Source organism: Streptomyces broussonetiae, assembly GCF_009796285.1.
GTDB lineage: Bacteria > Actinomycetota > Actinomycetes > Streptomycetales > Streptomycetaceae > Streptomyces > Streptomyces broussonetiae.
This window is the reverse complement of the sequence record NZ_CP047020.1, coordinates 6,547,295-6,573,298: the sequence shown is the minus strand read 5'-3', so window position 1 is coordinate 6,573,298 and position 26,004 is coordinate 6,547,295. Positions and strand designations below refer to the sequence as shown.

Sequence of the window (26,004 nt, the reverse complement as noted above, 5' to 3'; positions counted from 1 at the left end):
CCGTCCGGTCTCAGCAGCCACCGCAGTTGCAGCGGAGGGCGTCCCAGTGGCTGCCCTCGTCGGCGTAGATGTGCCGGAACCGGACTGCCACTGCGGGGAGCCGTCGCCGCGCGGACCGATGCAGGTGAAGTTGTTCTTGATGTACGACGGCTGTGCAGGCGGTACAGGGAGATGGTGCCCGAGTGCGGCACGCGTCCACCAGGGGCAGAACGGCACCACTGTGCGTAACGGTGAAAACACTCTGCGGATGATGTTGAAACCTGAACCGAATGGGTCTACCTTCGAAGTCGACGAGTTCGTTTAACGTTCAACCGATACTTCTCTGGAGCACGACATGGGCATCTTCAGCCGCAAGGACAGCACCCCCACGACCACCGTCACGGGCCCGGACCTGACCTCGCTGACCGGTGACTACACGATCGACCCGGCGCACACGACGCTCGGCTTCGTCGCCCGGCACGCCATGGTCACCAACGTCAAGGGCACCTTCGGGGACTTCACCGGCACCCTGCACCTGGACGGCGCGAACCCGGCCGGGTCCACCGCCTCCCTCGACGTCAGCATGGCGAGCATCGAGACCGGCAACACCGACCGTGACGGGCACCTGAAGTCGTCCGACTTCTTCAAGATCGACGAGTTCCCGACCATGACCTTCCGCTCCACCAAGGCGGAGGCCCTGGGCGGCGACGACTACCGCATCACCGGCGACCTCTCCCTCCTCGGCGTGACCAAGTCGATCACCATCGAGCTGGAGTTCAACGGTGCCGCGACGGACCCGTTCGGCAACGAGCGCGTCGGCTTCGAGGGCAAGACCGAGATCCTGCGCTCGGAGTGGGGCCTGACCTGGAACGCCGCGCTGGAGACCGGCGGCGTGCTGGTCTCCGACAAGATCAAGCTGAACTTCGACATCTCGGCGATCAAGAACGCCTGAGCCTGCGGCCGTCGGTCGGCCGTACAGCGGTGGCGCCCGCTCCCCCGGCAGGGGAGACGGGCGCCGCCGCTTTTACCCTCCACCGCCGGCCCGGGCCGCGCCCCGACCGGCCGGCTCCCGGCATCCGCCCCCCGGCGCCCACCGGAAGCAGCCACCAGGCCGACGCGATGCTGTCGCTCACCGAGGCGGGGCAGCGGACGCCGGAGCGGGACATGACCGCGCGGGACGCCCGGCTCGCCGGGGCGCCGGGCGCGCTCGGCGAGACGGAACGCGGGCTGCCGGCGCGGGCCGCCACGGTGCTGGAACGGCCGGGATCCCCGGAGAGCGAGCGCGAGAGCGCGAGTGACAGCGCGGGGTGACGGGCCCTCAGGAGCCCCCTTCCCCTTCAGAAACCTCCGCCGAAGTCACCGCCGCCGTCTCCCCCGCCCCCGCCGAAGTCACCGCCGTCCCCGAATCCGCCCCCGAAGTCCCCGGCGTCGAAGTCCGTGCCGGTGACGTCGCCGCCCTCGTGACCGCCGTCGTAGTCGCTGTCGTGGCCGGGGCCGAAGTCGCCGTATCCGGCGCCGTAGTCGGCCGCGTACGACGGCGTGGCCATCACGCTGCCGAGGAGCGTGCCGACGAGCAGACCGGGCAGGATGCCGCCGCCGAAGTAGCCACCGGCCCAGGGGCCGTAGGCCGGGCCCGCGTCCCAGTAGGGGCGGCGGCCGTACTCCGTGTCGACCTCGCGGATCACCGGGTCGCGGCCGTCGGCCAGCCGGGTGGCGTCGGCCGCGCACACCGGCACCCGGCGCGGGGCGCCGCCGGGCGGGGTCCAGTCGGCGTCGGAGACCGAGGGGCCGTGGCGCGGGTCGAAGAAGCAGGGCGGCCGGCGTTCGGGCAGCGGGCGGCCCTCGCGGCGGGCGGCGAGCTGGACGAGTGAGAAGCGGCCGTCCTCCAGGGCCTCGGTGACCGTGCGGACGTGCTCCGGGCGGCGCGCGGCGGCCATGCGCCGCTTGGCGGTCTCGTAGGCGTCCAGGGCGCGCTCGTAGTCGGCGCGCATCGCGTCGTCGGCGCCCTGCTCGGCCGGATGGAAGTCGAGGCGGTCCAGTTCCTCACCGAAGGCCGTGATGTCCTCGTCCACGACCACCCGCAACCGGCCCAGGGCCGCCCGCTGCTCCTCCTCGCGCCGCCGCCGGCCGCGCCGGACCAGTGTGTACGCGCCCACGCCGGCGGCCACCAGCACAGCGCCCGTGACGACCACCGCCGTACCGGACACCCGGCCGCCGGAACCGGACGAGGCGCTCCAGCTCCTGGGGGCGTGGCCGCCGATGGTGGCCAGGGCGCGGTCGGTGAAGTCGGTGAGCTGGGTGGCGGCGGGCTCGCCCCGGACGCTCGACACCAGGTTCTGCCGGGCCGTCGCCGAGATGACGGAGGAGTCGCCGCGGGCGTCGAAGCGGTCGCCCAGGCGGATTCCGTACAGACCGGTGACGCCGGTCGCCGCGCGCAGGTCCGCGAACAGTCCGCTGGTCGGATAGCCGGCCGGGAGCACCGCGATGAACAGCGGTTTGTTCGCGGCCCTGATCCGTTTCGCAAGGGCGTCGGCGTCCGCCTTGGGCAGCTGGGAGGCCGCCGCCGGGTCGACGTAGACCGGGCCCTCGTGCAGCGCGCGGGCGATCGTGGAGATGCTCGTGTCCGCGCTCGCCGCCGGGGCGAGTGCGGTCGCCAGGACCAGGGCGAGAGCGGCCAGCAGGAGGGCGGGGAGGCTGCGGGCCCACGGGACGGCCTTCATGGTTCGAAGTTACCTGAAGCACAAGGAATCGGGGCATAGCGGCAGGGCGGTGAGCGGAACCGTTCTTGGTATAGACCTCACCCGCCACCCGTGGTTCACTCATGACTTAGCTCACGTCGTGAGTTAACTCCGAACTCACGGCTCCCAGTCCCGTCGACCCGAGAGGAAGGGCGACGCACCATGTGGAGAACCCGGAGAACCCCCCGCGCGGTCCGGCTGCTGCTGGCCGGACTGCTCTCCGCCGCCGGCGTCACCGCCGCCGTACCCCCCGCGCACGCGGCCGGTGAACAGGTCACGGCCTGGCTCACCACCACCGACGACACCGCCGGCCGGCATGTCGTGCGCGGGCTGCAGGCGCAGACGCCGTTCGCGTTCCAGTCCGGAACGGGTGGCGGCGGCACCAACATCACCGTGGACGAGAACACCCGCTACCAGACCTTCACCGGTGGCGGCGCGTCCTTCACCGACACCGCGGCCTGGCTGATGAACAGCAGCGGAGCCCTGTCCCAGACGACCCGGGACGCGACGATGCGCAAGCTGTTCTCGCCGACGGACGGCATCGGGCTGTCGTTCCTGCGCAACCCGATGGGCGCCTCGGACCTCGCGCGCTACGGCTACACGTACGACGACGTGCCGGCCGGGCAGACGGACCCGAACCTGAACAGCTTCTCCATCGCGCACGACCTCGCCGACGTCGCACCGCTCACCAGGCAGGCGCTCCAGCTCAACCCCTCACTGACCGTCATGGCCTCGCCATGGACGGCCCCGGCCTGGATGAAGGACAGCGGCTCCCTCAACGGCGGCTGGCTCAAGGCCGAGGACTACGGCGCGTACGCCTCCTACTTCGTGAAGTACCTCCAGGCGTACGAGGACCAGGGGATCAACGTCTCCTACGTGACCCCGCAGAACGAGCCGACCTGCTGCTCCGGCTATCCGTCGATGAGCTGGAACGCCTCCGGCCTGCAGTACTTCCTCAAGAACAACCTGCTGCCGCAGCTGCAGTCGGCGGGCCTCGCGACCAGGGTCCTCGCGCACGACTGGAACTGGGACGTCTACGACTCCTACGCGTCCGCGCTCGTCGACGACGCGACGATCCGCAACCACCCCAACTTCGGCGGGATCGCCTGGCACGGCTACGGCGGCGACGTCTCCGAGCAGACCACCGTGCACAACCAGTACCCGAACCTGGACGCCTTCGGCACCGAGCACTCAGGCGGCACCTGGGTCGCCGACCAGCAGCGCGAGGACATGTCGAACATCATCGACTACACGCGCAACTGGGCGAAGTCGGTGACCAAGTGGTCGCTGGCCGTGGACCAGAACATGGGCCCGCACAACGGCGGCTGCGGCACCTGCACCGGGCTGGTCACCGTGCACAACGGGGACGGGCAGAGCGGGACGGTGGACTACACGGTCGAGTACTACGACATGGGCCAGCTGACCAAGTTCGTACGGCCGGGCGCCCAGCGGATCGCCTCGACGGCGTCCACCACGGTGCCGAACGTGGCCTGGCGCAACCCGGACGGCAGCAAGGCGCTGATCGCGTACAACGACTCCGCCTCGGCACAGAACGTCACCATCAACTGGGGTGCCGAGCATGCCACTTACTCGCTGCCCGGCCAGACCTCGGCGACCTTCACCTGGTCCGGCACCCAGTCCGACGGCGGCAGCCGGTCCGGCTCCTTCGTCGGCCTGGCGGGCAAGTGCCTTGACGTGGCGGGCGGTTCGAGCGCCAACGGGACGGCCGTGCAGCTGTACGACTGCAACGGCTCCGGCGCCCAGCAGTGGACCGTGATGGCCGACGGATCGGTCCAGGCGCTCGGCAAGTGCCTCGACGTGACGTCGGCGTCGACGGCGGACGGGGCGAAGGTGCAGCTCTACGACTGCAACGGCACCGGCGCCCAGCAGTGGTCGTACGACGCCGCCACGGACGACGTGGTGAACACGGCCGCGAACAAGTGCCTCGACGTCACGGACAACTCCTCCGCGAACGGGGCGCGGGCCCAGATCTGGTCGTGCACCGGGGCCGCGAACCAGAAGTGGCACTTGCAGTAAAACCCCGTGCGCCGTGCTGCGCGTCGGCCCTCCCCGGGGACATGGTGGGGGGTATGACCACACCGCAGGATCTGTTCCTCGTCAGCCTGGACGTGCCCGGTGAGCACCCCGTCGAGCAGGGCGACCTGTCACTCGCGCTCGCCGGCGCCGAGCTGGTCGACCTGCTCGGCGCGCGGGCACTCACCCTGGCCGGCGAGCGCATCGTGCCCGGTCCCGAGCTGACCACGGGCGACCGGATGCTGGACGAGGCCGGGGCGGCGCTCGTGCGGCAGGAGCCGTACGAGACGGTCGAGGACTGGCTGTGGCGCCGGGGCCGGGGGCTGGCCGCCGCCTACCGCGACGCACTGGAGTCGGCGGGGCAGCTCACCGGGAAGCGCCGCCACTGGCTGGCCCGGCGCCCGGCCGGCGGCGCCCCGGCCGACACCCTGGCCCGGCAGCAGGCGGCCGACCGCTGGTGGTCCCGCGAACCGGTCCTCGCCGGCCTCGCCGGCACCCTCGGCATCGAGGACGACCACCCGGCCGAGGCCCCCACCGACGAGGCCGTGCTCACGGTCCTGGCGGCGGTGGGCGACGCGGTGAACGAGCTGGAGGGCGTCCGCACGCGTCGCCGTATCGAGAACGCGGCGTTCGACAACATCTGGCGAGCGCCCTGAAACGTCCGGCGAGCGCCCTGAGCGCCGTCGTGCGCCGTGACTACCTGACCAACTCCCCGATGCCCAGCAGATTCCCCTCGCTGTCCCGGAACCAGGCGCCCCGCTCCCCCCGCGCGCCCTTGCTCGGGTAGTTGCCCTCGATCTCGGCGATGCCGTCCCGGGTGCGGAACCCGGGTGCGTCGACGTCCTCGAAGGCCACGCCCCGACGCTTCAGCTCGGCCACGGCCACCTCGATGTCGTCCACCTCGAAGGCCGTCTGGGTAAAGGTGCCGGGCGAGGTCCCCGTCGAGCGGAACACGACGAAGTCCACGCCCCGGCATCGGTACAGCAGCCCGCCGGGGCGTTCGTCCACGGGTTCCAGGCCGAGTGCCCCGGCGTGGAAGCGCCGGGCCCGGTCGAGGTCCCCTGCGGGCAGCCGGGTGGCGACACGGGCCCCGGCGAGGGGCCCGCTCTCGTGTGAGGTCATGCCTCCACTGTGCCTACTGCGCCGGCTCGACACCCGCACGCAGCAGGCCGTACGTGTACGCGTCCTCCAGGGCCTGCCAGGAGGCGGCGATGACGTTCTCCGCCACGCCGACCGTGGACCACTCGCCGGTGCCGTCCGAGGTGGAGATCAGCACCCGGGTCGTGGACTGGGTGCCGTGCTTGCCCTCGAGGATGCGGACCTTGTAGTCGACCAGCTCCAGTGCGGCGAGCTGCGGGTAGATCTTCTCCAGGGCCACGCGCAGGGCGCGGTCGAGGGCGTTGACCGGGCCGTTGCCCTCGGCGGTGGCGACGATCCGCTCGCTCTTGGCCCACAGCTTCACCGTGGCCTCGTTCGCGTGGGTGCCGTCGGGCCGGTCCTCGACGATGGCCCGCCAGGACTCGACGTCGAAGTACTTGAGCGGGCGGCCCTCGACCTCGCCGCGCAGCAGGAGTTCGAAGGAGGCGTCGGCGGCCTCGTAGGTGTAGCCCTTGAGCTCGCGCTCCTTCACCCGCTCGACCACCCGGCCGACCAGCTCGCGGTCGCCGCCGAGGTCGATGCCCAGCTCCTTGCCCTTGAGCTCGATCGAGGCACGGCCCGCCATGTCGGAGACCAGCATCCGCATGGTGTTGCCGACCAGTTCGGGGGCGATGTGCTGGTACAGGTCCGGGTCGACCTTGATCGCGGAGGCGTGCAGGCCGGCCTTGTGGGCGAAGGCCGACACTCCCACGTACGGCTGGTGGGTGGAGGGCGTCAGGTTGACGACCTCGGCGATGGCGTGCGAGATCCGCGTCGTCTCGCGGAGCTTCCCGTCGGGCAGCACCTTCTTGCCGTACTTCAGCTCCAGGGCGGCGACGACCGGGAAGAGGTTGGCGTTGCCGACCCGCTCGCCGTAGCCGTTGGCCGTGCACTGCACGTGGGTGGCGCCCGCGTCGACGGCGGCGAGGGTGTTGGCGACCGCGCAGCCGGTGTCGTCCTGAGCGTGGATGCCGAGCCGGGCGCCGGTGTCGGCGAGCACGGTGGCGACGACCGCGTGGACCTGGGCGGGCAGCATGCCGCCGTTGGTGTCGCAGAGGATGACGACGTCGGCGCCGGCCTCGGCGGCGGTGCGGACGACGGCCTTGGCGTACTCGGGGTTGGCGCGGTAGCCGTCGAAGAAGTGCTCGCAGTCCACGAACACCCGGCGGCCCTGCGCGCGCAGGTGGGAGACGGTGTCGCGGACCATCTCCAGGTTCTCGTCCAGGGTGGTGCGCAGCGCCAGTTCCACATGCCGGTCGTGCGACTTGGCGACCAGGGTGATCACCGGGGCGCCGGAGTCCAGGAGCGCCTTGACCTGAGGGTCCTCGGCGGCCCTGGCGCCGGCGCGGCGGGTGGCGCCGAAGGCGACGAGCTGGGCGTGACGGAAGTCGACCTCCGCCCGCGCCCGGGCGAAGAACTCGGTGTCCCGGGGGTTCGCGCCGGGCCAGCCGCCCTCGATGAAGCCGACGCCGAAGTCGTCCAGGTGCCGGGCGATGGCGAGCTTGTCCGCGACGGTGAGGTTGATGCCCTCGCGCTGCGCGCCGTCGCGCAGCGTGGTGTCGAAGACGTGGAACGAGTCGTCTGGCTCGCTGGTTGCCGTCTCGGTCATGGTCTCAAGGCTCCTGATTGTGGATCTTCGGTCTTACCGGAATGACCGGCTCCACCGTCCCCCCAATGGTCCCTCGCACTGTCGCTCCCGGCTGAAGGTGGGCCGGAAAACGAAAAAACCCCTCGCGGGTGCGAGAGGTCTGCGCGCGGGTCGAGGACGACGATGGCCACCCGTACCTGGTCGTACGTGTGGTCACTGCGGACCGGCGCGCCTGCTGCCAATAATCATGGCGAACGAGAGCACGGAGGCAGTTTGGCACACCCCAGCCCCCGACTCACGGACCGTCTCAGGATGCGGTCGGCACGCTGGACTCCCCGGCCTCCTGAACGGCCTTCACCCGGGCCAGGTCCAGGTCCTTCGTCTCGCGCATGGCGACGTACACCACCAGCGACACGGCGGCACATCCGGCGACGTACCAGAAGAAGCCGGACTCGAGGCCGGCGTTCTTGAACCACAGCGCGACGTACTCCGCCGTACCGCCGAACAGGGCGTTGGCGAGGGCGTACGGCAGGGCCACGCCCAGGGCGCGGATGCCGGTCGGGAACAGCTCGGCCTTCACACAGGCGTTGATAGAGGTGTAGCCGGTGACGACGACGAGCGCGAGCAGGGCGAGGCCGAGGGCGGACCAGTAGCCGTTCGCGTGCCCCAGCAGGGTCATGATCGGCACGGTGAGGACGGTGGAGCCGACCGCGAAGGTGATCAGCAGCGGACGCCGGCCGATCCGGTCCGACAGACGGCCCGCGAGCGGCTGGAGGGCGGCGAAGACGATCAGCGCGGTGAAGGAGACGAGCGTCGCCGTCTGCTTGGACAGCCCGGCCGAGTTGGACAGGTACTTGGTCAGATAGGTGGTGTACGTGTAGTACGCCACGGTGCCGCCCATGGTGAGCGCGACGACCAGGAACGCCTCCCGCCTGTGCTGCCACAGGGCGCGCAGGGTGCCGCGTTCCCCGGCGCGCGAGGTGTCCTCCTCGTACACCTCGGTCTCCAGCATGCTGCGGCGCAGGTAGAAAATGATCGCCGCGCCGAGCGCGCCCACGACGAACGGTATGCGCCAGCCGTAGCTGTGCAGCGCGGAGTCGGACAGGGTGCGCTGGAGGATGATCTGCAGACCGAGGCCGAGGATCTGGCCCGCGGTCATGGAGACGTACTGGAAGCTGGAGGCGAAGCCCCGGTTCTTCGGGTCCGAGGCTTCTGTCAGATAGGTGGCGCTGGCCGCGTACTCGCCGCCGACCGACAGGCCCTGCAGCAGGCGGGCGACGAGCAGCACCAGGGCGCCGCCGTAGCCGGCGACCGCATAGGTCGGGGCGACGGCGATGAGGACGGCCGACGCCGACATCAGCGTCACGGTCAGCGTCAGCGCCGCCTTGCGCCCCTTGCGGTCACCGACCCTGCCGAGCAGCCAGCCGCCGACGGGCCGCATGAAGAAGCCCACCGCGAAGATGCCGGCGGTGTTCATGAGCTGGGCGGTGGGATTGCCGCTCGGGAAGAACGCGCCGGCGAAATACGTGGCGAAGCTCGCGTACACGAACCAGTCGAACCACTCGACCATGTTGCCCGCAGAGCCGACCCAGATCTTCTTCCAGTGTTCTCGTCCCATGCGGCGTTACCTGCCCGGTGGCGGAGGAAAGGATTCCTTTACCCGCGCCTCGAAGGGCGCGGGCCACCGTGCGAGCGGGCACGACGATGCCGGGGTCAGGGCGCCACAAGCGTCTGTGCGATGAACTCCCGTACATGTGTGAGCACTTGCTCGCGATCGGTGCCACGCAGCCCGATCGCCACATGGATGGAGAATCCGTCGAGCAGCGCACGCAGCCTTGCCGCGAAGCGGTCCGCGTCCACCGGGCGGAACTCTCCCCGGGAAACCCCCTCGGCAACCAGCGCGACCAGGTCGCGGTGCCACGCGCCCTCGATCGCGGCCTGCCGGATGCGGGCGTCCTCGTCGGCGTTCTGCGAGCGGTTCCAGACCTCCAGCCACAGCGTCCAGTGCGGATCACGGTGGCCGTCGGGGACGTACAGGTCGACGTACGCGGCCAGCCGCTCACGAGCGGTCCCGGGGCGGGTGAGCAGGCGGCCCCGCTCGGCGCCCAGCCGCCCCTCGCTCCATTCCAGGGCCTGCAGCAGCAGTTCGTCCTTGGAGCGGAAGTAGTAGAGGAGATGGCCGCTGCTCATGCCGACCTCGCGGCCGAGCGCCGCCATGGTGAGCTTCTCCAGACCGCGCTCGGCGATCATGTCCATGGCGGCGGCAAGGACCTCCTCGCGCGGCGGGGCGGGCGTGCGGCGGCGGGGGGAAGGGGTCGCGCTCATGCCGGGACCGTCCGTACGACGTCGGGGACGAACCGGGTCGCGTACTCGCTGGTGCAGTCCGCGGCCGCGATCACCACCTCCGCACCACAGGGGCACAGCCGGTTGACGCCGTGCTCCCCGTCCGGGCCACAGCAGCCGACGCTCCGCATCACGTCCGGGTGGAGGCCGAGTCCGACGACGTCGAGCGGGTGCAGGACGCGGGTGCCGCGCGGGCCTGCGGAGACGCGGAACCCGCGCTCGTCGGACATCCACCTCCCGCCGGGCACCACTGCGTCGTACTCCTCGCCGTCCGGGGCGGGGACGAAGGGCGCCCCGTGCGGGAGCGGGTCCACGGCATACGTGCCGCGGGACAGCAGCGCCGGGGGCCGCAGCGGTCCGTCGGGGCCGGACAGCCCGTCCCGGCCGGGGCCCTCGGGCATCTCGTCGAGACGGCGGACCGGTTCGGTCGGCCGACGGCCGCACGCGGCGCAGAGCAGTACATCCACGCGTATGTTCTACCTGAACGCGGACGTCACCGGACCTTCGGCTGCTGCTGGGTGATGCAGTGGATGCCGCCGCCGCCCGCAAAGATCGTGCGCGCGTCCACCAGGGTCACCGTCCGCTCGGGGAAGAGCCGGCGGAAGATCCCGGCGGCGATCTCGTCGCGCGGGTCGTCGAAGCCGCACAGCACGACGCCGCCGTTGCAGAGGTAGTGGTTGATGTAGGAGTAGTCGGCCCAGTGGCCGTCGGCCTCCAGGACGGTCGGCGCGGGGACCTCGACGACCTCCAGCTTGCGTCCGCGCGCGTCGGTCGCCGACTTCAGCAGGCCGATGACCTCCTTGGTGACCTCGAAGTCGGGGTGCGCGGGGTCCGGCTGGTGGTGGGCGACGACGACGCCGGGGCGGGCGAACGCGGCGACGATGTCGACGTGGCCGAGGGTGCCGAAGCCGTAGGGCGGGTAGTCGCCGGTGAGGCCGCGCGGCAGCCAGATCGCCTTGCTGGTGCCGAGGTGGGCGTGGATCTCGGCCTCGACCTCCTCCTTCGACCAGTGCGGGTTGCGCTCGGGGCCGAGCTGCACGGTCTCGGTGAGCAGCACGGTGCCCTCGCCGTCGACGTGGATCGCGCCGCCCTCGTTGACCAGCTGCGAGGCGTACGTCTTCGCGCCCGCGAGGTCGCTGACATACGCGGCGATCTTGGAGTCGTGCTCCCAGCGGGCCCAGTCCTGGGCGCCCCAGCCGTTGAACGTCCAGTCCACGGCGGCCAGTTCACCTTCGCCGTTGGTGAGGAAGGTGGGGCCGATGTCCCGCATCCAGGCGTCGTCCAGGTCCCGCTCGACGGTGGTGACGGCGGGACCGAGGAGCGCCTGCGCCTCGGCCGACCGGCCGGGGCCGCACACCACCGTCACCGGTTCGAAGCGCGTGACGGCACGGGCGACCGACGCCCAGGCGGCTCGGGAGGCGGCGAGGTCCTCGGGGTCGTCGAAGGTGGGGTTGGGGCCCGGCCACGCCATCCAGGTGCGCTCGTGCGGGGTCCATTCGGCGGGCATGTGGAAGCCGTCGGCGGCGGGGGTGGTCATAGGGGTTCCCGGGTTCTCAGAGGAAGTAGAGGCGGTTGAGGGAGACGGAGTCGGCGGGTGCGGAGCGCAGGGGGTCGCCGTCGAGGGTGACCAGGCCGGTGGCCTGGTCGACGTCGACTGCTCCGGTGCGGGCGTTCAGCCGCAGGTCGGCGGGGCCGATGCCGCGGGTGCCGCGCACGGCGACGCGGCGGCGGCGGGTGGGCATCCGGTCGTTTCCCTGCTCGAGGGCGGCCCGGGCGACGAAGGCGACGGAGATGTCCGCGGCGGTTGTGCCGTAGGAGCCGAACTGCGGGCCCAGGACGAGGGGTTCGCAGGTGTCGGTGGCCGCGTTGGGGTCACCGACGACGCCGTATGCCGGGAAGCCGGACTTGAGGACGAGCTGGGGTTTGGCGCCGAAGTACTCCGGACGCCACAGCACGATGTCGGCGAGTTTGCCGGCCTCGATCGAGCCGATCTCGTGGGACAGGCCGTGTGCGATGGCCGGGTTGATGGTGAGCTTGGCCATGTAGCGCAGGACGCGGGCGTTGTCGTCGCTCTCGCCGTCGCCTGCCAGGGGGCCCAGCTCGGCCTTCATCTTGCCGGCCATGGCGAAGGTGCGGCGCACGGTCTCGCCGGCGCGGCCCATGCCCTGGGCGTCGGAGGAGGTGATGCCGATCGCGCCCAGGTCGTGCAGGACGTCCTCGGCGCCCATGGTGCCGGCCCGGATCCGGTCGCGGGCCATGGCGGCGTCGCCGGGCAGGTCGGGCTTGAGGTCGTGGACGGAGACGATCATGCCGTAGTGCTCGGCGACCGCGTCCCGGCCGAAGGGCAGGGTGGGGTTGGTGGAGGAGCCGATGACGTTGGGGACACCGGCCATCTTGAGCACGTTGGGCACGTGCCCGCCGCCGCAGCCCTCGATGTGGAAGGCGTGGATCGTGCGGCCCTCGAGGACCCTGAGGGTGTCCTCGACCGACAGGCACTCGTTCAGCCCGTCGCTGTGCAGGGCGACCTGGACGTCGTGTTCCTCGGCGACCCGCAGGGCGGTGTCCAGGGCGCGGGTGTGGGCGCCCATGTCCTCGTGGACCTTGAAACCCGAGGCGCCGCCCTCGGCGAGGGCCTCGATCAGGGGAGCGTCGTCGGAGGACGAACCCCGGCCCAGGAAACCGATGTTGACGGGCCAGGCGTCGAAGGCGTTGAAGGCGTGGCGCAGCGCCCAGGGCGAGTTGACGCCCACGCCCCACACGGGGCCGAACTCCTGGCCGATGACCGTGGTCACACCGGAGGCCAGGGATGCCTCCATGATGCGCGGGGAGAGCAGGTGGACGTGGGTGTCGACCGCGCCCGCGGTGGCGATCAGGCCCTCGCCGGACACGATCGAGGTACCGGTGCCGACGACGACGTCGACCCCGTCCAGGGTGTCCGGGTTCCCGGCCCGCCCCACGGCGCAGATACGCCCCTCACGGATACCGATGGACACCTTGCGGATGCCCTGCACCGCATCGATCACGACCACGTTGCTGATGACCACGTCACAGGTCTCGCGCACGGCGGCGGCCTTGAGGTGCAGACCGTCACGGGCGGTCTTGCCGAACCCGGCCAGGAACTCGTCGCCGTAGCGCTGGGAGTCGCACTCCACACGGATGGTGAGTCCGGAGTCGCCCAGGCGGATGCGGTCACCGGCCCGGGGGCCGTGGGTGGCGGCGTAGGCGTGCGGGTCGACGTGGATCGCCCGGCTCACCTCGCGTCCCTTCGAGCGGCTCATCGCTCCTCGCCTCCTTCCGGCACGGTTCCCAGATAGCCGCAGGCAGCGGCCCTGCGCAGGGCCTCCTCCTTCGCGCCGGGCGCGTCCAGCGGCCCGTCGACCAGCCCCGCGAAACCGATCGCGATCCGCTCACCGCCGATCGGCACCAGCCCGACCTCCTCGCTCTCACCCGGCCCGAACCGCACCGAGGACCCGGCGGGTACGGCCAGACGCATGCCGTAGGCGGCCGCGCGGTCGAAGTCCAGGCGCGGGTTCGCCTCGAAGAAGTGGAAGTGGGAGGTCACCGAGACCGGCACGGCCGCGGTGTTGGTGACTCCGAGCCGCACCACCGCCGCGGGCTCGGCGTGCCCGGGGCCGGGCAGCAGCGCGCCCGGACCCCCCTCGCCCAGCCCGCCCCCGCCGATCGGGGCGGAGACCACCGCCAGACGCGAGCCGTCGTCGAAGACGGCCTCGACCATCACCTCGGTGACCACGTCCGCGACACCCGGCAGGACGTCCTCGGGACCGAGCACCGAACGGGCCGCCTCGATCGCCTCGGCCAACCGCCTGCCGTCCCGGGCCGCCTCACACACGGCGTCCGCAATCAGCGCCGTCGCCTCGGGCACATTCAGCCTCAGACCACGCGCCCGGCGGGCCCGGGCCAGCTCGGCGGCGCCGAAGAGCAGCAGCCGGTCACGTTCCGTAGGGGTCAGTCTCACGTCCCGACGCCTCCTTGCCTTCCACGATTTAGAGCATCACTCTAAACGCAAGATTCATGAAACGGAAACATTGACATCCGGAATCCGGTCACCCAGATTGAACGTCGCTCTAACTCTCACGGTGGCCGTCGAAGGAGACCCAGCCATGCCGATAGAACAGCGCGGAGTCGACACGATCCCGGACGAGGAGCGGACCAGCGGGCCGCGCGACCTCGTCTCGATCCTGCTCGGCTCCAACCTCTGCCTCGGAGTGATCATCTTCGGCTGGCTGCCGCCGTCCTTCGGGCTCGGCTGGTGGGCGTCGGTGAGCGCGATCGTGGCGGGCACGGTGATCGGCACGCTGTTCACGGCGCCGCTCGCGCTGGTCTCGCTGCGCACCGCGACCAACCTGTCCACCTCCTCCGGCGCCCAGTTCGGCGTCCGGGGCCGGCTGGTCGGCTCGGTCGTCGGCCTGCTGCTCGCCCTCGGCTACACGGCACTGACCGTGTGGATCGGCGGGGACGTGATGATCGGCGTGCTCGGCCGGATGTTCGGACTGCCCTCGGACGGGATGTCGTACGCCGTCGTCTACGCGGTGCTGGCGGCGGCGACCGTCGCGGGCGCGGTCTACGGCTACCGGGTGCTGCTCGCCATGTCCCGCGTCCTCGCGATCGGCATGACGGCCCTGCTGATCCTCGGGATCTTCGCGTACGCCCCGCACTTCACCACCGCGGCGCTGCCCGGCGCGGGCGGCTATCTGCTGGGCTCCTTCTGGCCGACCTGGTTCCTGGCGGCCGTGGCGGCGGGCCTGTCCGGCCCCATCGCCTTCATCACGCTCCTCGGCGACTACACCCGCTACATCTCCCCCCTGCGCCACCACAGCCGCCGGGTGCTGCACTCCACCTGGCTCGGCCTGGTCCTCGGCCTGCTGGTGCCGCAGCTGTTCGGCACCTTCACCGCGTACGCCGCCCACGCGGCCACCGACTACGCGGGCCCGCTGGTCAGCGCCTCCCCCACCTGGTACCTGGTGCCGCTGCTGCTGTCCGCGTCCGCGGGCTCGGTCGGCAACGCCGGTCTGATGCTGTACTCCATGGGCCTGGACCTGGACGCAATCCTGCCCAGGGCCTCCCGCGCCCGCGCCACCCACACGGTCGCCATCGTCGCCACTGCCTGTGTCTTCGTCGGCCACTACGCCTGGAACGCACAGTCCGCGATGACGTCCTTCGTGCTGCTGCTCACCGCGATCGGCACCCCGTGGGCCGTCATCACCCTCATCGGCTTCGCCCGCTGCCGGGGGGTGTACGACGCCGACGCCCTGCAGGTCTTCAACCGCCGCTCACGGGGCGGGATCTACTGGTACCGGGCGGGCTGGAACATGCGGGCGACCGTCTCCTGGGCGCTGGGCGCCGGGGTCGGTCTGCTGGCGGTGTCCCTGCCGACGTACCAGGGTCCGCTGCTGCACCTGACCGGCGGCGTGGACTGCAGCTTCCTGCTGTCGGGCGCGGTCGGCGGCCTGGCGTACCTGCTGCTGACGTTCCGCACGGAACAGACGGGGGCCGCCACGGAACTCGACCACGAGTCCGAGGCGGCCCTGAGCGCGTAGCGCGAAGGGGCGCGGGGAACTGTGCGACCAGCCGCGACGGGCCTTGGGACGACCCAAGGCCCGTCGCGGCGGTTCCCGCTGAGCTGTCGGCGTCAGCCGATGCGGTGCATCCAGCCGTGCTTGTCCTCGGTGGTACCGCGCTGCAGGTCGAGCAGGGCCTGGCGCAGCCGGAGGGTGACCTCGCCGGGCTCCCCGCCGGACTGCTTCCACTCGGCGCTGTCGCGCTTGACCGTGCCGACCGGGGTGATCACGGCCGCGGTGCCGCAGGCGAAGACCTCGGTGAGGCTGCCGTTCTCGGAGTCACGCTGCCACTGGTCCACGGAGACGCGGCCCTCCACGGACTCGTAGCCGAGGTCGCGGGCGACGGCCAGCAGGGAGTCACGGGTGACACCCTCCAGGATGGAGCCGGTCAGGGCCGGGGTGACGATCTTGTTGCCGTACACGAAGTACAGGTTCATGCCGCCCAGTTCCTCGACCCAGGTGTGCTCGACGGCGTCGAGGTAGCAGACCTGGTCGCAGCCCTTGGCGGCGGCCTCGGCCTGGGCCAGCAGGGAGGCGGCGTAGTTGCCGCCGGTCTTGGCGTCGCCCATGCCGCCGGGGACGGCGCGGACACGGTCCTCGGAGACCCAGATCGACACCGGCTTCACGCCGCCCGGGAAGTACGCGCCGGCCGGGGAGGCGATGACGATGAACAGGTACTCGTTGGCCGGCTTGACGCCCAGGCCGACCTCGGTGGCGATCATGAACGGGCGCAGGTAGAGGGATTCCTCGCCGCCGTGCGCGGGCACCCAGTCCCGGTCCTGCTGGACCAGGAGGTCGCAGGCCTCGACGAACGTCTCGACCGGCAGCTCGGGCATGGCGAGGCGCTTGGCGGAACGCTGGAAGCGCCTGGCGTTCTGGTCGGGGCGGAACAGGGCGACCGAGCCGTCGGGCTGGCGGTAGGCCTTCAGGCCCTCGAAGATCTCCTGGGCGTAGTGCAGGACGTTGGTCGCGGGATCGAGAGGGATGGGCGCATACGGAACGAGCTGGCCGTCGTGCCAGCCGCGGCCTTCCGTCCACTTGATCGTCACCATGTGGTCGGTGAAGTGGCGGCCGAACCCGGGGTTGGCCAGGATGGCCTCGCGCTCGGCGGCGGCGAGGGGACTGGCGGAGGGCTTGAGCTCGATCGTAGGCGTCGTCATGAGTGGTTGTCCTTCACCGGTTGTAGTGACCGGGCCGCGCTCACGCCCGTACCGGCTTCTCAGTCGGTGCTAGGACGTCCGAGCTTTCCCTCATACCGCGGCTCCGCGTTCGATTATCGCGCGGGGACTGCGGCGGACGGAATCGGGGTGAAGGCGGCCCGAGGGTTGATGGTGGCACCCGGCGGGGACATGCGAAAGCCGCCGGGTGGTCGTCCGACCCGGCGGCTTCCCTTGGTGGAGCGGCCGGGTCAGCCGGCTACTCGCCCGGCGAGCGCGTCGCCGATCTGTGCGGTGCTTCGCGCGCCCAGCGTGGCGCGCTCGGTCAGGTCCGCCGTGACGGCCGCGTCGATACGGTCGGCCTCGGCGTCGTAACCGAGGTGACGCAGCAGCAGGGCGACGGACAGGACGGTGGCGGTGGGGTCGGCCTTGCCCTGTCCGGCGATGTCCGGGGCCGAGCCGTGGACCGGCTCGAACATGGACGGGAAGTCGCGGCCGGGGTTGATGTTGCCGGAGGCGGCCACGCCGATGCCGCCGGAGACGGCCGCGGCGAGGTCGGTGATGATGTCGCCGAAGAGGTTGTCGGTGACGATCACGTCGAACCGGGCCGGGTCGGTCACCAGGTAGATCGTGGCCGCGTCGACGTGGATGTAGTCGGTGGTGACCTCGGGGAACTCCGTGGCCACCTGGTTGAAGATGTTCGTCCACAGGTGGCCGGCGAAGGTCAGCACGTTGTTCTTGTGGACCAGCGTGAGCTTCTTGCGCGGGCGGGCCTGGGCCCGGGCGAAGGCGTCGCGGACCACGCGCTCGACACCGTAGGCGGTGTTGACGGAGACCTCGGTGGCGACCTCGTGCTCGGTGCCCTTGCGGATGGTGCCGCCGTTGCCGGTGTACGGGCCCTCGGTGCCCTCGCGGACGACGACGAAGTCGATCTCCGGCTGGCCGGCGAGCGGGGTCGCCACGCCGGGGAGCAGCTTGCTCGGCCGGAGGTTGACGTGGTGGTCGAAGGCGAAGCGGAGCTTGAGCAGGAAGCCGCGCTCCAGCACACCGGACGGCACCGACGGGTCTCCGATGGCGCCGAGCAGGATCGCGTCGTGCTGCTTGAGGGCGTCGAGGTCGGCGTCGGTGAGGGTCTCACCGGTGGCGTGGTAGCGCCGGGCGCCGAAGTCGTACTCCTTCGTCTCCAGCTTCACGTCCTGCGGAAGCACCGCGGAGAGGACCTTCAGCCCCTCGGACACGACCTCCTGGCCGATGCCGTCACCGGGGATCACTGCGAGATTGATGCTGCGAGACATGCGGGCACCCTACTCCTCGTCCCAGGTGATGACATGGCGTGTCCGCCATGCGGACACGCCGGTGCATCCTGCCGGGGCTCTCAGTGTCCGGTCTCGCCGCCGTTGTCGCGGCGGTCGAGGGCGCGCTGGAGGGCGGCGGCGGCGTTCTTGCGGTCGGCCTCGCTCGTGCGGGACACGTGGCGGACACGGCGGCGGACGGTCGTCTCGGCCATGGGGATCGACTCCTTCGGCAAACGCGAAGCACACAGAGGGATTTCGAGACGCCTCAGGGGCGGGGAGCCAGGGGCCGCAGGGGTTGCCTGCACAGGCCCGGCTCACGACCGCCATTCGCTGGATCGAGCGATGCGTTCGGCTCCTACAAAACTAAGGGAGCGCCCCGCTTCTGTCTGCACAAGTACTCGGACTTCCTACTATCTGAGACGCCGACTCGTGTCACACCGCTCTGAGCTGGGCCTTCGCGCGTTCGGGGGTGGGCGGTTCGAGCGAACGCAGGGTGCGGATCAGGGCCCGTACGGTGGCGGTGGCGGCCAGTTCCTGGGTGCTGACGTAGCCGACGCAGCGGTACGGCCGTTCCGGTCCGAGATCGGTGATCTCCACGGTGTCCGGCGCCCCGGTGAGGGAGAGCGCGGGCATGATCGCCATACCGAGACCGCTGCCCACCATGGACAGCACCGCGCCGTCGTCCTCGGCGCTCACGGTGGCGGCGGGGATCCAGTCCTGGGCGGCCCACCAGGCACGGGTGTAGGAGCCGCAGTTCTCCGCCCAGTCGACGAGCGGGAGGGCGCGCGGGTCCGGACGGCCCGCCGGATGCACCAGGAAGTACGGCTCCCGCAGCAGTTCCCCGCCGACCAGTCCGGCCGGCGGCGGCCCGCTCAGGGTGGCGATGCCGAGGTCGGCCCGCCCGGCGGCGACCTCGCCCGCGGTGCCGGCGCCGAGTTCCCGCACGACGGTGACGGTCACGTCGATGCCGGGGTGCCGCGCGGCGAGCCGCTCCAGGGCGGGTGGCAGCAGATGCAGGGCCGCGCTGCGGAAGGCGGCGATCCGCAGCGGACCGGAGATCTCGCCGGTGTCCGCGGCGCGGACGTCGGCGGCCAGCGCCTGGAGCATGCGCAGCACCCGCCGGGCGTGGGCCGCCGCCCGCTCCCCCGCGGGGGTCGGCCGGGCACCGAACCGGCCGCGCTCGAAGAGGACGGCACCCAGCTTGCGCTCGATGCCGCGCACGGCGTGCGAGACGGCGGACTGGGTGGTCCCGAGCCGGTCGGCCGCGGCGGAGAAAGCCCCCGCGTCGGCCACGGCGACCAGGGTCCTCAGCTCCTGCGGGGCAAGGTCGGCTGCGGTCACTCGGGGCTCCCACCTGTGTGTATGAGGCCGCTTCATGGATCGGCGCGTTCCATGAGCCCAACCCCCTGCCCGCACCCGGCATTCCTGCCTAGCGTCCCCTGTCATGACCGAGACCGCGCTCACCGTGCAGCAGACCGCCCGCCCCGCCGGCTTCCCCACCGCGGACCACTTCCGCTTCGCCGAGTCCCCGGTGCCCGAACCGGCACCCGGCACGGCCCTGGTGCAGAACCTGCTGTGGTCCGTGGACCCGTACCACCGCGAGATGATGGACGCGGACTTCGCGTTGAACGCCCCGCTGGAGGGCCGCACGCTGGGCAGGGTCACCGCCTCACGGACACCGGAGCTGCCCGAGGGCGAGATCGTCTTCCACCGGCAGGGCTGGCGCACGCACGCCGTGCTCCGCCCCGAGGAGGTACGCCGCCTGCCCCACCATCCGGGCGTGCCCCTGTCGGCGTATCTGGGCGTGCTGGGCGGCACCGGCCTGACGGCGTACGTCGCCCTGACCCGGATCGCCCGGCTGCGCGCGGGCGAGGACGTGTTCGTCTCCGGCGCGGCGGGCGGGGTCGGCACGGCGGCGGGCCGCTTCGCCCGGCTGCTCGGCGCGGGCCGGGTGATCGGCAGCGCGGGCACCCCGCAGAAGGTGACGTACCTGACGGAGCAGGTCGGTTACGACGCGGCGTTCGACTACCGCACCGGCCCGGTGGCCGGTCTGCTGTCCGCCGCCGCCCCCACCGGCATCGACGTCTTCGTGGACAACGTCGGCGGCGGCCACCTCGGCGCGGCGGTCGGCGCGCTGCGCGGGCGGGGCCGGGTGGTGCGGGTGGGCACGATCAGCCAGTACAACACCCCGGACGCCCCACCCGTCCTGTTCGACCACGCGGACGTCGTGGAGAAGAGCCTGCGCATCGAGGGCTTCCTGGTCAAGGACCACCTGGACGCGCAGGAGGAGCTGTACGACTTCGCCGTGCCGCATCTGCGCAGCGGAGCGCTGACGTCGGACGAGACGGTGATCGACGGCTTCGAGCGGATCGTGGAGGCGTTCCTGCTGATGCTGCGCGGGGGCAACACGGGCAAGATGCTGGTTCGCGCGCCGAGTTGACCGTGTCGGGCGACGTTCCCGTCCCGCCAGTCCAGGACGAACTCACCGGCGGGATCGAGCGGCCCGGCGAGCGTGGGCCACACGTACATGTCCCCTTCCTCCTCCGGTAGCCGTACGACCCCCTGCGGCGACAGGCCGTGCACCCGACCGCGCCACTGCTGCCGGCCCCGGGCGGTGTACAGCGGGGCTCCCTGCGGGCTCGCCGAGAGCGCACCGAGGTCGTAGGCCCGCTCGATCACCCGCGCCGGCTCGCCCAGCACCCGCCCGCCGTGGTCCTGGCGCCGCGCGTCGGGGCGTACGGCGACGGCCTCGACGTATCCGGTGCGCAGCCGGCGTCCCCGGTGCCGGATGCGCCGCTGCACGACCGAGCGTGGGCGGCGAGCCCGGCGTCGTCGTGGACGAGCACGTGCAGGCCGCCGAGCCCGTGGTCCCAGTCCTCGGCGGAGAACCGGCCGTCGAAAGCCGCGTCCAACACCGCTCGGGCGGCGCGGAGTTCGCCGGGGTCCAGGTCGGCGGTGCGGGCGCGGCGCAGTCGGATGGTCATGGGCCCGGTGTGGCCGACGGGGAATGGGAACGGGCCGGGAAGCCCGCCTGTACGGCAGCTTCCCGGCCCGTGTTCGCGGGGGCTGGTCAGCCCATGTGCGGGTACGCGTAGTCGGTCGGCGGGACCAGCGTCTCCTTGATGGCGCGGGTCAGGGTCCAGCGCAGGAGGTTCTGCGGGGCACCGGCCTTGTCGTTGGTGCCGGAGGCGCGGCCACCGCCGAAGGGCTGCTGGCCGACGACGGCACCGGTCGACTTGTCGTTGATGTAGAAGTTGCCGGCCGCGTAGCGGAGCTTGTCCATCGTGTACGCGGCGGCGGCGCGGTCGCCCGCGATGACCGAGCCGGTCAGGGCGTAGTCGGAGACCGACTCCATCTGCTCGAGCATCGCCTCGTACTGGTCGTCCTCGTAGACGTGGATGCCGAGGACCGGGCCGAAGTACTCGGTGCGGAAGACCTCGTTCTCCGGGTCGGTGGAGACGATGACCGTCGGGCGGACGAAGTAGCCGACCGAGTCGTCGTAGCTGCCGCCCGCGACGATCTCGCAGGTCGGGTCGGACTTCGCGCGGTCGATCGCGGCCTTGTTCTTGGCGAAGGCGCGGTCGTCGATCACGGCGCCGATGAAGTTCGACAGGTCGGTGACGTCACCCATGGTGAGGTAGTCGACCTCGGCCGCGAACTCCTCCTTGAAGCCGGAGTTCCAGATGGAGGCCGGGATGTAGGCGCGGGAGGTGGCGGAGCACTTCTGGCCCTGGTACTCGAAGGCACCACGGGTCAGGGCGGTCTTGAGCACGGCGCGGTCGGCGCTCGGGTGGGCGACCAGGAAGTCCTTGCCGCCGGTCTCGCCGACCAGACGCGGGTAGGTGCGGTACTTCTCGATGTTGGTGCCGACCGTCTTCCACAGGTACTGGAAGGTCTTGGTCGAACCCGTGAAGTGGATGCCCGCCAGGTCGCGGTGCTCGAGAGCGACCTTGGAGACCTCGATGCCGTCACCGGTGACGAGGTTGATGACGCCCTTGGGGAGACCGGCCTCCTCCAGCAGCTGCATCAGCAGCACGGCGGCGTGGGTCTGGGTCGGGGACGGCTTCCAGACCACCACGTTGCCCATCAGGGCGGGGGCGGTGGGCAGGTTGCCCGCGATGGCGCTGAAGTTGAACGGCGTGATCGCGTAGACGAAGCCCTCGAGCGGGCGGTGGTCCATGCGGTTCCACACGCCCGGGGAGTTCGCCGGGGGCTGCTCGGCCAGGATCTGGCGGGCGTAGTGGACGTTGAAGCGCCAGAAGTCGACCAGCTCGCAGGGGGTGTCGATCTCGGCCTGCTGGGCGGTCTTGGACTGGCCCAGCATGGTGGAGGCGGCGATCGTCTCGCGCCAGGGGCCGGACAGCAGCTCGGCGGCGCGCAGGATGATCGCGGCGCGGTCGTCGAAGGACATCGCGCGCCAGGCCGGCGCGGCGGCCAGGGCCGCGTCGATGGCGTCCTGGGCGTCCGCCTGGGTGGCGCCTCGCAGGGTGCCGATGACGGCCTTGTGGTTGTGCGGCTGCACCACCTGGAACGGCTCGCCGCCACCCATCCGCTTCTCGCCGCCGATGGTCATCGGCAGGTCGATCGGGTTCTCGGCCAGCTCCTTGAGCTTGGCCTCGAGCCGGACGCGCTCGGGCGAGCCGGGGGCGTAGCCGTGCACCGGCTCGTTGACGGGGGCGGGGACCTGGGTCACAGCGTCCATGAGATCCTTGACTCCTTGATCGTGAGCGGGTGTTCGGTTCAGCCCTTGCTGACCATCGAGCGCAGGAAGAAGCGCAGGTTGGCCGGCTTCTCCGCGAGGCGGCGCATGAAGTAGCCGTACCAGTCGGTGCCGTAGGCGGTGTAGACGCGCATCCGGTGACCCTCGGCGGCCAGCCGGAGGTGCTCGTCGCCGCGGATGCCGTACAGCATCTGGAACTCGTACTCGTTCAACTTGCGGCCGGCCTGGTGGGCCAGCTCCTGGGCGATGGCTATGAGGCGCGGATCGTGGGACCCGATCATCGGGTACCCCTCGCCCTCCATCAGGATGCGCAGGACGCGCACGTACGCCTTGTCGATCTCGTGCTTCTGCTGGTACGCGACCTCGGCGGGCTCCTTGTAGGCGCCCTTGACGAGGCGGACGCGGCTGCCGGCGGCGGCGAGGCGGCGGGCGTCGGCCTCGGTGCGGAAGAGGTAGGCCTGGATGACGCAGCCGGTCTGCGGGAAGTCCCTCCGCAGCTCCTCGTGGATCGCGAACATCGAGTCGAGGGTGGTGTGGTCCTCGGCGTCCAGCGTCACGGTCGTACCGATCGCGGCGGCGGCCTCGACGACCGGGCGGACGTTGGCGAGGGCCAGCTCGTGGCCGCCTTCCAGCGCCTGGCCGAACATGGAGAGCTTGACCGACATCTCGACCTTCTCGCCGAGCCCCAGGTCCTTGAGGTGGTCGATGAGCGCCAGGTAGGCGTCCCGGGCGGCGGTGGCCTGCCCGGGGGTGGTGATGTCCTCGCCGACGACGTCCATCGTCAGCTCCAGGCCCTTGGCCGTCAGGTCCTTGATGATCGGGACGATGTCGTCCACGGTCTCGCCGGGGATGAAGCGGTCGACGACCTGCTTGGTCACCGGGGCCGCCGAGATCAGGCGTCGCATCCGGTCGCTGCGCGACGCGGCGAGAATCACGGGACCCAGCACGGGGCACCTCCACAGACAAGCATCAAATGGGCCGTGACCCGACGATTCGGGTACGGCACGGAGAACCACCGTGAAACCTAAGGATCCCTCCGATCGTGAGCCATCGACAGCTGTCACGCATCCGTGCACTGGATCTCAGACAGATGTATGAAGACGGCCGGAAAATGAGGGAGAATGCCCGAGTGGCGGCGGATTTCAAAGCTTTCAAGGGCGACTACCAGGAACTGGTGGACGAGATCTCGGAGCTGCTGGGCGTCCCGGCGACCCTGGAGAACCGCGACTTCGAGCTGATCGTCTTCGGCGCGTACGACAGCGACGACGAGCTGGACGCGTCCGCGCTGGACCCGGTGCGCACCCGCTCGATCCTGACCCGGCGTTCCACGGCGACGGTCCGGTCCTGGTTCGAGGGCTTCGGCATCACCCGAGCGACGGGCCCGGTGCGGATCCCGCCGAGCACGGAGGCCGGGGTGTACCGCGGCCGGATCTGTCTGCCCGTGCGCCATCGGGGTGTCGTCCTCGGCTACGTCTGGCTGCTGGACGGCGATCCGGGGCCGACGGACGCACAGCTGGCCGCCGCGATGGAGGTGGCCGGCCGGATCGGCGCGCTGCTCGCGGACGAGGCGGAGGCCGGGGCCGGGCTGAGCCGGGAACTGCGGGCGGTGCTCAGCGCGGAGCGCGGCTGGCAGCGGGACATGGCGGTGGCCGAGCTGCGCACCGCCCTCGGTCCGCGCGCCGACGGCCCGCACACGCTGGTCTGTGTCGCCCCCTGGCCCTCGGCCGACCCGGACGACGCCCCCGCCGCCCGTACGATCCCGCACGCCCTGGCGCTGTGCACGCTCCCCTGGGGCACATCGGGCCAGAGCCTTGCGCTGCTGGTCCGGCTGCGGACCACGGAGGTGGGCACCCCCGCGCTGGCGGCGGCCACACGACTGCTGAAGGAGACCGAAGGGGCGCGCGGGGCGCGGGCGGCCGCGGCGGGCGGTACCGGATGCGCCGCCGGAGTCGGTGAGCCCCGCACCGGCCTCGCCGAGCTGGGCACGGTCTGGGAGGAGGCGTCCGCCGCCGCGCGTGCCGCGCTGGCCGAGCCGCGGCTCGGACCGGTCGCACAGTGGGCGCACATCGGCCCGTACCGGCTGCTGACGGCGCTGCCGCCGCAGGCCGCGCACGATCCGGTGGTCGGCCCACTCCTGTCCCCCGCCCACCGGGAGCTGGCCCGCACCGCCGAGGTCTACCTGGACTGCGCGGGCCAGGCCGGCCGCGCGGCCGCTGCGCTGGGCATCCACCGGCAGACGCTGTACTACCGCCTGTCCCGGGTGGAGCAGCTGACGGGCCTCGACCTGGACGACGGGGAGGACCGGCTGCTGCTGCACATGGCGCTCAAGGGGGCGCGGCTGTGAGCGGTCACCGCCCGGCGAGGTGGGCGACGAACTCCGTCCAGGCGCGGGAAGGGAGGAGAAGGGCGGGCCCGGCGGGGTTCTTGGAGTTGCGGACGCCGACGTGGGGGTGGAGGGGGGGCCACTTCGACGCAGTTCTGGCCGGGGTCACTGTAGGAGGACTTGAACCAGGCAGGGTCGGGAGCGAGTTCGGTTGCGATGTGGCGCGGGGTCATGGACCTACAGCTCTAGTCGTAGTCGATGCAGGAAGTCGGGCGTGTCCTCGGGAGGCAGGGCTGATGCTGCCATGGCGTCGAACCGGCGGTGGAAGCGGTCCACTTCACGGGGCTTGTCCGAGGTGGACCGGACCCGGTGCGGGCGTTTCCCGAACCGGGCCGCGAGCACGCCGGAGGCGAACGCGGCCGGGGACTCCTGGTCGTCGCCCACCTCACGGAGGAGCTGGACTGGTTCCTGAGGACGGAGGTCGGCAAGACGGTACGGGCGCGGCTGGGCGCACCCGACCCCGTCAGGCAGGTGCCGGCCCTGCCCCCTCGATGATCTGCCGGAGGCCCTCGGTGAGCGCGTCCCCGTCCGGGGCCGTCTTCGCGTCGAACGTCCACTGCGCGATGAGCCCGGTCATCAGCGTCATGTAGAAGCGGCCGAGGGTGTCGGCCGTCTCGTCGGAGACCTCCTCCTCCGGCACGCCCTGGAGGACGGCCACGAGGCCGCGCCCGCCCTCGCGCTGCGCGTGGGACAGGTGCTCGCGCACCTCGGGCATGTCGATGGTCATGACCTCCATGCTCAGGCGCCACATCGAGTCCGGCTCCCGCATGGTGGCGACGATGTTCGACCACACCCACCGGAACCGCTCCAGCGAGCCGGGCGCGCCCTCGATCGCTCCGCCCTCGCCCCCGTCGAAGGCACCGGACATGTTCTCCACCATCGCGATGTAGGCCTGCGCGAGGAGTGCGTCCTTCGAGCCGTAGTGGTAGCCGATCGAGGCCAGGTTGGTCCCCGAGGCCTTGACGATGTCGCGCGCCGTCGTGCGCGCGAACCCCTTTTCCAGCAGGCAGCGCTTGGCGCCTTCGAGCAGATCCTCACGGTGTCCCATGCC

The 26,004-nt window shown here is 71.3% G+C and carries 24 protein-coding genes and 3 pseudogenes; 7 read left to right on the top strand and 20 right to left on the bottom strand.

The window, feature by feature from the left end; genetic code table 11:
* The first annotated feature begins 334 nt into the window (after positions 1-334).
* Together GQF42_RS30415 and GQF42_RS30410 are read left to right on the top strand one after the other, a co-directional pair.
* Complete coding sequence (locus GQF42_RS30415) at positions 335-931, top strand: YceI family protein (RefSeq protein ID WP_158925167.1); 597 nt, start codon at positions 335-337, stop codon at positions 929-931.
* A gap of 167 nt (positions 932-1,098) precedes the next feature.
* On the top strand, positions 1,099-1,290 hold the full coding sequence (locus tag GQF42_RS30410) for a hypothetical protein (RefSeq protein ID WP_158925165.1): 192 nt from the start codon (positions 1,099-1,101) through the stop codon (positions 1,288-1,290).
* 26 nt (positions 1,291-1,316) lie between these two features.
* On the opposite strand, the gene GQF42_RS30405 is transcribed toward GQF42_RS30410, so the two are convergent.
* Entirely contained in the window at positions 1,317-2,699 is a 1,383-nt protein-coding gene (locus GQF42_RS30405; RefSeq protein ID WP_158925163.1) for a hypothetical protein, read from the bottom strand.
* 180 nt (positions 2,700-2,879) lie between these two features.
* On the opposite strand from GQF42_RS30405, the gene GQF42_RS30400 reads away from it, so the two are divergent.
* Positions 2,880-4,754 carry a ricin-type beta-trefoil lectin domain protein gene (locus GQF42_RS30400; protein WP_158925161.1) on the top strand — a complete coding sequence of 625 codons (1,875 nt, stop codon included), beginning with the start codon at positions 2,880-2,882 and terminating at the stop codon, positions 4,752-4,754.
* 53 nt (positions 4,755-4,807) lie between these two features.
* On the top strand, positions 4,808-5,407 hold the full coding sequence (locus GQF42_RS30395) for a GOLPH3/VPS74 family protein (protein WP_158925159.1): 600 nt from the start codon (positions 4,808-4,810) through the stop codon (positions 5,405-5,407).
* A gap of 40 nt (positions 5,408-5,447) precedes the next feature.
* Here GQF42_RS30395 and GQF42_RS30390 read toward each other — a convergent pair whose 3' ends face one another.
* From GQF42_RS30390 to ureA, 8 genes are all read right to left on the bottom strand, one after another.
* Positions 5,448-5,873 carry a VOC family protein gene (locus tag GQF42_RS30390; RefSeq protein ID WP_158925157.1) on the bottom strand — a complete coding sequence of 142 codons (426 nt, stop codon included), beginning with the start codon at positions 5,871-5,873 and terminating at the stop codon, positions 5,448-5,450.
* Between the two features lie 13 nt (positions 5,874-5,886).
* A complete protein-coding gene (gene cimA / locus GQF42_RS30385) occupies positions 5,887-7,497 on the bottom strand; it encodes a citramalate synthase (RefSeq protein ID WP_158925155.1) in 1,611 nt (536 codons plus the stop codon).
* 286 nt (positions 7,498-7,783) lie between these two features.
* Positions 7,784-9,094, bottom strand: a complete 1,311-nt coding sequence (locus GQF42_RS30380; protein ID WP_158925153.1) for an MFS transporter — start codon at positions 9,092-9,094, stop codon at positions 7,784-7,786.
* 95 nt (positions 9,095-9,189) lie between these two features.
* The gene (locus GQF42_RS30375) at positions 9,190-9,801 is read right to left on the bottom strand and encodes a TetR/AcrR family transcriptional regulator (protein WP_158925151.1); all 612 of its coding nucleotides are present in this window, start codon (positions 9,799-9,801) and stop codon (positions 9,190-9,192) included.
* The gene (locus GQF42_RS30370; RefSeq protein WP_158925149.1) at positions 9,798-10,286 is read right to left on the bottom strand and encodes a hypothetical protein; all 489 of its coding nucleotides are present in this window, start codon (positions 10,284-10,286) and stop codon (positions 9,798-9,800) included. Before GQF42_RS30370 ends, GQF42_RS30375 begins: the two co-directional genes overlap by 4 nt.
* A gap of 26 nt (positions 10,287-10,312) precedes the next feature.
* The gene (locus GQF42_RS30365) at positions 10,313-11,356 is read right to left on the bottom strand and encodes an agmatine deiminase family protein (protein WP_158925147.1); all 1,044 of its coding nucleotides are present in this window, start codon (positions 11,354-11,356) and stop codon (positions 10,313-10,315) included.
* 16 nt (positions 11,357-11,372) lie between these two features.
* The gene (locus GQF42_RS30360; protein WP_158925145.1) at positions 11,373-13,097 is read right to left on the bottom strand and encodes an urease subunit alpha; all 1,725 of its coding nucleotides are present in this window, start codon (positions 13,095-13,097) and stop codon (positions 11,373-11,375) included.
* The gene (ureA, locus tag GQF42_RS30355) at positions 13,094-13,795 is read right to left on the bottom strand and encodes an urease subunit gamma (protein WP_158925137.1); all 702 of its coding nucleotides are present in this window, start codon (positions 13,793-13,795) and stop codon (positions 13,094-13,096) included. Before ureA ends, GQF42_RS30360 begins: the two co-directional genes overlap by 4 nt.
* Positions 13,796-13,940: 145 nt before the next feature.
* Between ureA and GQF42_RS30350 the strand changes: the two genes are divergently transcribed.
* Complete coding sequence (locus GQF42_RS30350) at positions 13,941-15,377, top strand: cytosine permease (RefSeq protein ID WP_158925135.1); 1,437 nt, start codon at positions 13,941-13,943, stop codon at positions 15,375-15,377.
* A 92-nt stretch (positions 15,378-15,469) separates the two neighbouring features.
* Here the strand turns inward: GQF42_RS30350 and GQF42_RS30345 are convergent, their stop codons facing one another.
* The 4 genes from GQF42_RS30345 to GQF42_RS30330 form a co-directional block, all read right to left on the bottom strand.
* Positions 15,470-16,558, bottom strand: a complete 1,089-nt coding sequence (locus GQF42_RS30345) for a branched-chain amino acid aminotransferase (protein WP_158925133.1) — start codon at positions 16,556-16,558, stop codon at positions 15,470-15,472.
* A gap of 248 nt (positions 16,559-16,806) precedes the next feature.
* Positions 16,807-17,850 carry a 3-isopropylmalate dehydrogenase gene (locus tag GQF42_RS30340; protein WP_158925131.1) on the bottom strand — a complete coding sequence of 348 codons (1,044 nt, stop codon included), beginning with the start codon at positions 17,848-17,850 and terminating at the stop codon, positions 16,807-16,809.
* An 80-nt stretch (positions 17,851-17,930) separates the two neighbouring features.
* Positions 17,931-18,062, bottom strand: a complete 132-nt coding sequence (locus GQF42_RS47000; protein WP_158925129.1) for a hypothetical protein — start codon at positions 18,060-18,062, stop codon at positions 17,931-17,933.
* A 220-nt stretch (positions 18,063-18,282) separates the two neighbouring features.
* On the bottom strand, positions 18,283-19,191 hold the full coding sequence (locus GQF42_RS30330) for a LysR family transcriptional regulator (protein WP_158925126.1): 909 nt from the start codon (positions 19,189-19,191) through the stop codon (positions 18,283-18,285).
* A gap of 103 nt (positions 19,192-19,294) precedes the next feature.
* On the opposite strand from GQF42_RS30330, the gene GQF42_RS30325 reads away from it, so the two are divergent.
* Complete coding sequence (locus tag GQF42_RS30325) at positions 19,295-20,290, top strand: MDR family NADP-dependent oxidoreductase (protein ID WP_158925124.1); 996 nt, start codon at positions 19,295-19,297, stop codon at positions 20,288-20,290.
* An 11-nt stretch (positions 20,291-20,301) separates the two neighbouring features.
* Here GQF42_RS30325 and GQF42_RS30320 read toward each other — a convergent pair.
* The 3 genes and pseudogenes from GQF42_RS30320 to GQF42_RS30310 all read right to left on the bottom strand — a co-directional run.
* A pseudogene (locus GQF42_RS30320) lies at positions 20,302-20,834 on the bottom strand (GNAT family N-acetyltransferase); the annotation flags it as partial.
* An 86-nt stretch (positions 20,835-20,920) separates the two neighbouring features.
* Positions 20,921-22,552: an L-glutamate gamma-semialdehyde dehydrogenase gene (gene pruA, locus GQF42_RS30315; protein ID WP_158925122.1), complete on the bottom strand. Its 1,632-nt coding sequence runs from the start codon at positions 22,550-22,552 to the stop codon at positions 20,921-20,923.
* Between the two features lie 38 nt (positions 22,553-22,590).
* Positions 22,591-23,517, bottom strand: a complete 927-nt coding sequence (locus GQF42_RS30310) for a proline dehydrogenase family protein (RefSeq protein ID WP_158925120.1) — start codon at positions 23,515-23,517, stop codon at positions 22,591-22,593.
* A 143-nt stretch (positions 23,518-23,660) separates the two neighbouring features.
* On the opposite strand from GQF42_RS30310, the gene GQF42_RS30305 reads away from it, so the two are divergent.
* A complete protein-coding gene (locus GQF42_RS30305) occupies positions 23,661-24,914 on the top strand; it encodes a PucR family transcriptional regulator (RefSeq protein ID WP_199272857.1) in 1,254 nt (417 codons plus the stop codon).
* Positions 24,915-24,918: 4 nt separating this feature from the next.
* On the opposite strand, the gene GQF42_RS30300 is transcribed toward GQF42_RS30305, so the two are convergent.
* The 4 genes and pseudogenes from GQF42_RS30300 to GQF42_RS30290 form a co-directional block, all read right to left on the bottom strand.
* A complete protein-coding gene (locus tag GQF42_RS30300; RefSeq protein ID WP_375992713.1) occupies positions 24,919-25,062 on the bottom strand; it encodes a DUF397 domain-containing protein in 144 nt (47 codons plus the stop codon).
* Positions 25,052-25,126 (bottom strand): annotated as a pseudogene (locus GQF42_RS47730) (DUF397 domain-containing protein); the annotation flags it as partial. The gene GQF42_RS30300 and the pseudogene GQF42_RS47730, both read right to left, overlap by 11 nt.
* 4 nt (positions 25,127-25,130) lie before the next feature.
* Positions 25,131-25,253, bottom strand: a pseudogene (locus tag GQF42_RS30295) (XRE family transcriptional regulator); the annotation flags it as partial.
* Positions 25,254-25,416: 163 nt separating this feature from the next.
* Positions 25,417-26,001 carry a TetR/AcrR family transcriptional regulator gene (locus tag GQF42_RS30290; protein WP_158925116.1) on the bottom strand — a complete coding sequence of 195 codons (585 nt, stop codon included), beginning with the start codon at positions 25,999-26,001 and terminating at the stop codon, positions 25,417-25,419.
* Positions 26,002-26,004 lie beyond the last annotated feature (3 nt).

What these genes read in the sequence shown, in the direction of transcription:
- GQF42_RS30395 (WP_158925159.1), top strand. Translation starts at nt 4,808, where the DNA reads ATGACCACACCGCAGGATCTGTTCCTCGTCAGCCTGGACGTGCCCGGT.
- pruA (WP_158925122.1), bottom strand. Translation starts at nt 22,552, where the DNA reads ATGGACGCTGTGACCCAGGTCCCCGCCCCCGTCAACGAGCCGGTGCAC.
- GQF42_RS30345 (WP_158925133.1), bottom strand. Translation starts at nt 16,558, where the DNA reads ATGACGACGCCTACGATCGAGCTCAAGCCCTCCGCCAGTCCCCTCGCC.
- GQF42_RS30360 (WP_158925145.1), bottom strand. Translation starts at nt 13,097, where the DNA reads ATGAGCCGCTCGAAGGGACGCGAGGTGAGCCGGGCGATCCACGTCGAC.
- GQF42_RS30375 (WP_158925151.1), bottom strand. Translation starts at nt 9,801, where the DNA reads ATGAGCGCGACCCCTTCCCCCCGCCGCCGCACGCCCGCCCCGCCGCGC.
- GQF42_RS30410 (WP_158925165.1), top strand. Translation starts at nt 1,099, where the DNA reads ATGCTGTCGCTCACCGAGGCGGGGCAGCGGACGCCGGAGCGGGACATG.
- GQF42_RS30350 (WP_158925135.1), top strand. Translation starts at nt 13,941, where the DNA reads ATGCCGATAGAACAGCGCGGAGTCGACACGATCCCGGACGAGGAGCGG.
- GQF42_RS30415 (WP_158925167.1), top strand. Translation starts at nt 335, where the DNA reads ATGGGCATCTTCAGCCGCAAGGACAGCACCCCCACGACCACCGTCACG.
- GQF42_RS47000 (WP_158925129.1), bottom strand. Translation starts at nt 18,062, where the DNA reads ATGGCCGAGACGACCGTCCGCCGCCGTGTCCGCCACGTGTCCCGCACG.
- GQF42_RS30405 (WP_158925163.1), bottom strand. Translation starts at nt 2,699, where the DNA reads ATGAAGGCCGTCCCGTGGGCCCGCAGCCTCCCCGCCCTCCTGCTGGCC.
- GQF42_RS30290 (WP_158925116.1), bottom strand. Translation starts at nt 26,001, where the DNA reads ATGGGACACCGTGAGGATCTGCTCGAAGGCGCCAAGCGCTGCCTGCTG.
- GQF42_RS30340 (WP_158925131.1), bottom strand. Translation starts at nt 17,850, where the DNA reads ATGTCTCGCAGCATCAATCTCGCAGTGATCCCCGGTGACGGCATCGGC.
- GQF42_RS30380 (WP_158925153.1), bottom strand. Translation starts at nt 9,094, where the DNA reads ATGGGACGAGAACACTGGAAGAAGATCTGGGTCGGCTCTGCGGGCAAC.
- GQF42_RS30390 (WP_158925157.1), bottom strand. Translation starts at nt 5,873, where the DNA reads ATGACCTCACACGAGAGCGGGCCCCTCGCCGGGGCCCGTGTCGCCACC.
- GQF42_RS30305 (WP_199272857.1), top strand. Translation starts at nt 23,661, where the DNA reads ATGTATGAAGACGGCCGGAAAATGAGGGAGAATGCCCGAGTGGCGGCG.
- GQF42_RS30400 (WP_158925161.1), top strand. Translation starts at nt 2,880, where the DNA reads ATGTGGAGAACCCGGAGAACCCCCCGCGCGGTCCGGCTGCTGCTGGCC.
- GQF42_RS30365 (WP_158925147.1), bottom strand. Translation starts at nt 11,356, where the DNA reads ATGACCACCCCCGCCGCCGACGGCTTCCACATGCCCGCCGAATGGACC.
- cimA (WP_158925155.1), bottom strand. Translation starts at nt 7,497, where the DNA reads ATGACCGAGACGGCAACCAGCGAGCCAGACGACTCGTTCCACGTCTTC.
- GQF42_RS30325 (WP_158925124.1), top strand. Translation starts at nt 19,295, where the DNA reads ATGACCGAGACCGCGCTCACCGTGCAGCAGACCGCCCGCCCCGCCGGC.